3 protein-coding genes are annotated in these 3,084 nt (G+C 56.5%); 2 read left to right on the top strand and 1 reads right to left on the bottom strand.

What is annotated here, in order from left to right; genetic code table 11:
- Positions 1 to 31 precede the first annotated feature (31 nt).
- Positions 32 to 1,174: a hypothetical protein gene (locus tag ACETWG_11680; GenBank protein MFB0517246.1), complete on the top strand. Its 1,143-nt coding sequence runs from the start codon at positions 32 to 34 to the stop codon at positions 1,172 to 1,174.
- On the top strand, positions 1,150 to 2,538 hold the full coding sequence (locus ACETWG_11675) for a hypothetical protein (protein ID MFB0517245.1): 1,389 nt from the start codon (positions 1,150 to 1,152) through the stop codon (positions 2,536 to 2,538). Before ACETWG_11680 ends, ACETWG_11675 begins: the two co-directional genes overlap by 25 nt.
- Before the next feature lie 44 nt (positions 2,539 to 2,582).
- On the opposite strand, the gene ACETWG_11670 is transcribed toward ACETWG_11675, so the two are convergent.
- On the bottom strand, positions 2,583 to 3,084 hold a 502-nt coding region (locus tag ACETWG_11670), incomplete at its 5' end, for a uroporphyrinogen decarboxylase family protein (protein MFB0517244.1).

The raw sequence follows: 3,084 nt of genomic DNA, 5'->3' as shown, positions 1-3,084 counted from the left end.
AGCCGATAACACATGGGAGTAGGAGGGGAAAATGGGCTTTCCCTTGAGCTATTGTCCTGGAGGATCGGAGGTTTTGCGTAGGCTCCGGCGCCTGTATGAGCAGCGTTCTCAAAATATCATCCTGGCTTCAATGCAATTGCCGAGTGCCGCGCTGAAAGAGTTTACGGAGAAGCATCCACCTGGATACTGCGAGTATCCGGACCCCGGCGAGCGGGTCAGATTCTGGGATGCCTATTTGCGGGAGCGCATTCCCATTGGGGACGATTCAGTCCCCAGTGCATATTTGAGCGAGATGGACCAGGGGTTATATGGTGGCTTGGTGGGGGGTGATGTGCGATTCCTGTCTGATCCCGATACAGGCTGGATTTCGTCAATGGTCCCGCCCATACTGCGCGATTGGTCGGAATTTGAGCGCTTGTCATTCAGCCAAGAGCGTGAATGGTTTCAGCGTTATCTGCATCAATTAGAGACGTTTATGGAAGCCTCACAGGGAAAGTTCGGGATTAGTCACTTCATTCTTATTAACGGCCTCAACTTTGTTTTTGAACTGGTCGGGGCGACAAGAACCTACCTGAGTTTGTTCGAACAGCCGGAGATGGTCAAGAGGGCCATCGACTTCTCCTTTGACCTGAACTTAAAGGTTCAAAACACGTTTTTTGAAAAAGTGCCTCTTCTCGAAGGAGGCACCTGTAGCAATATGGTCCAGTGGATCCCTGGTCGAATCATATCTGAGAGTGTTGACCCTTTCCACATGACTTCGGTAGATTACTTTGAACAATGGGGACGAGAGACATTGGCAAGGATTTTCGCGCAATTTGACGGAGGGGTGTTACACATCCATGGTAACGGTCGGCACCTTTTGGAGGCTGTTTCCACGGTCAGCGGCCTGAAAGCAATCTATTTGGGGGATGACAGGGGATTTGCTCCTGCCTTTGAAATCCTTGATCAACTCAAGCGGTGGACTGGAGATTTGCCACTTATCGTTAGCGTGGAATTTGGGGATTTTTGGAGAGCACTTCAGGAACATCGCTTGATTGGGGGTGTCTTCTATCAGGTTAGCCAAGTGCCGGATTTGGATTCGGCAAATCGCTGCATGGATTTAGTTCGTGAGTACAGGTTCAGTTCGTTTTTCCCAAGGAGAGTAGCCCTATGCTCCCGACAAGGATCGTATTAATCGGCGCAGGCAGCGCCATTTTCGGACTCAATACCGTGGCCGCGTTGATGGGCAGCGAGCGACTGCGCGGCAGCCATCTGGCCCTGGTGGACCGGAACGCTGACACGCTGGCGCTGATTGCCCGGCTGGCCGAGCGCCTCAACCGCGAGTGGGATGCCCGGATGACCATCACCACCCACACTCACCACGCCGATGCCCTCGACGGCACCGCGTTCGTCGTCTCCGCTATCGAGGTGGGACCCCGCGAAAAGTTGTGGAGATCGGATTACGAGATTACCTTGAAGTACGGCGTGCGCCAGCCCTATGCCGAAAACGGAGGACCGGGGGGCTTTGCCCACGCCGCCCGCAATATCGGTCCGGTGATGGAGATCGTGCACGATATGGAGCAGGCCTGTCCCGACGCCTGGTTCATCAATTACACCAATCCGATGATACGCATCTGCGATGCCATCGCCCGCTACAGCGACGTCAAGGTCGTCGGCCTGTGCCACGGGATCCACACTGGCTATGGAATGGTGGGATTGGTGCTGGCCGATTACCTGGGCATTGAAGTGCCGGATGGCGTGATCAGTACCCACGCTGATCCGGAAATCTGGCCGCGCCTGATGCACATAGCTCATCAAGCGCTGCAGCGCATTGACATCAAGGCTGCCGGGCTCAACCATTTCACCTGGATGCTCGACGTGCACGACAAGCGCACCGGTGAGGATTTGTATCCCCTCTTCGCCGAGCGCTGGGTGGCCTTCGACCCAACCTTCGAGCCGCTGACTCGCCGCCTGTATGACACTTTTGGATGGTTCCCGATTCCCGGCGACGAGCACATAAGTGAGTACCTGCCCTGGGTAAGCGATCCGGTCACCAAGCCGTGGGAGAAATACGAGCTCAGCCTCTACGATTGGGAGCTGTGGGACAAGCTGCGCGGGCACGGCCACGACGACATCGCCAAGATGGGCGCGGGTCAGAAGGGCATTGAAAGCTTGCGCGACGCCGACAGCGAAGGCGCACTGGAGATGATCGAGAACATCGCCGGGGCGGGGAACCATTACCACCTGGCGGTGAACCTGCCCAACCAGGGCCACATCTCCAATCTGCCAGAGGGAGCCATAGTCGAAATACCCGGGTTGATCAGTGGGGCTGGGGTGCAGGGAATCGCCGTGGGGCCGCTGCCGGAGCCCATCGCCGAACTGTGTCGCCGTGAGATCACCGTCGCCCGCCTGTGTGTAGACGCCGCCGTCAATGGCGACCGCCGAGCCGCCCTGCAATGCCTGTTGCTGGACCCGGTCATCACCGATCTGGACGTGGCCCAGCAGATCCTCGACGACTATCTGGAGACCTACCGCGAGTACGTACCGCAGTTTTGGTAAGCGATAAGAGCGCGTTTTGATAACCAGGAGACAGATGAGCTTCTTCAGGTCGTCACCTTTCTACTTCGGTACTTCCGACAAGCAGCGAAGTAGGCCTCCACATTTTTCAGCGGGATATTATGAGGGATACCACCCACAGCATTGATGAAAAAACCCGGGTGGTGGCCGGCCGTGGATACGCACCTCCTTACCTCGGCCTCGATCTCTTTTTCCCCCTCGAAGGTCAGCACCTTGGTATCGACGTTGCCGATGATGGCTTTGCGGCCTCCATATTTACCCACTACGGTCTGAAGATCAACCGAGGGTTCGATGATGAACCCATCGGCCCCTGCGGCGGCGATGTCATCGATCAGGGGCCCATAGTTGCCATCCGAGCAGAAGATAACCTTGATGCCCTTGTCCTTCAGCGGCTTCCATATCTGAGGGTAATGGGGGAAGATGTGCTCCCGGAACCAGTCGGGGCGGAAGATGGGCCCCTTGGTCATGGCCAGGTCGTCGTGGCTGATGAAGACCTCGATATCGACCTGGCTCCAGGCTTCAACTTCC

The sequence above is a fragment of the Candidatus Neomarinimicrobiota bacterium genome (genome assembly GCA_041862535.1).
GTDB lineage: Bacteria > Fidelibacterota > Marinisomatia > SCGC-AAA003-L08 > TS1B11.
Note: the sequence above shows the minus strand (reverse complement) of the source record. Positions and strands in the feature narration are given on the sequence as shown.

Coding starts and splice junctions, on each gene's coding strand:
- ACETWG_11680 (MFB0517246.1), top strand. CDS start 32: ATGGGCTTTCCCTTGAGCTATTGTCCTGGAGGATCGGAGGTTTTGCGT.
- ACETWG_11675 (MFB0517245.1), top strand. CDS start 1,150: ATGCTCCCGACAAGGATCGTATTAATCGGCGCAGGCAGCGCCATTTTC.